This window comes from Brevundimonas sp. (genome assembly GCF_046293315.1).
In the GTDB taxonomy this organism is placed as follows: Bacteria; Pseudomonadota; Alphaproteobacteria; order Caulobacterales; family Caulobacteraceae; genus Brevundimonas.
Genome location: NZ_JBKBPF010000100.1, coordinates 1 through 566 on the forward strand (window position 1 = coordinate 1; position 566 = coordinate 566).

A 566-nucleotide genomic window follows, 5' to 3' on the forward strand; every position below is an offset into this window, starting at 1 on the left:
GGGGCGTGAACGGCTGGCGACGGCGTTCGTCTCGATCACCACCCTGGACCGCGATCTGGCCAGGACCATGGAGCCGCGCGCGGCGACGCCGGTCCGGCGACTGGACGCGATCAAGAGCCTCTCCGACGCCGGCGTGTCTGTGGGGGTCGGCTTTGCCCCGGTCATCCCCGGTCTGAACGACCACGAGCTGGAGGCGGTGCTGGAGGCGGCTGCCAAGGCCGGGGCGAGCACGGCCATGTACGTGACCCTGCGCCTGCCGCTGGAGATCAAAGACCTGTTCCGCGAATGGCTGGCAGAGGCCCGACCGGACCGTGCGGCCCGGGTCATGTCGCTGATTCGCCAAACGCGCGGGGGCAAGGATTACGACGCTGACTGGGCCCAGCGGATGAAGGGCGCCGGCCCCGTCGCCGACCTGATCGGGACCCGGTTCAAGGCTGCCGTCAAACGCTATGGACTCGACGGGCCCCGCCACGAGCTGGATACGACGAAGTTCACCGTTCCACACGGGTCAAAAAGCCAGATGGACCTTTTTGAGTAGACCGCGCGAGTACGACTGCGGTGCGCCA

The 566-nt window shown here is 68.0% G+C and carries 1 protein-coding gene; it reads left to right on the forward strand.

What is annotated here, in order from left to right; translation table 11 throughout:
* Positions 1 to 538: radical SAM protein (locus ACK4SE_RS14215; protein ID WP_409694033.1), on the forward strand; the 538-nt coding region annotated here is incomplete at its 5' end.
* Between the last annotated feature and the right edge of the window lie 28 nt (positions 539 to 566).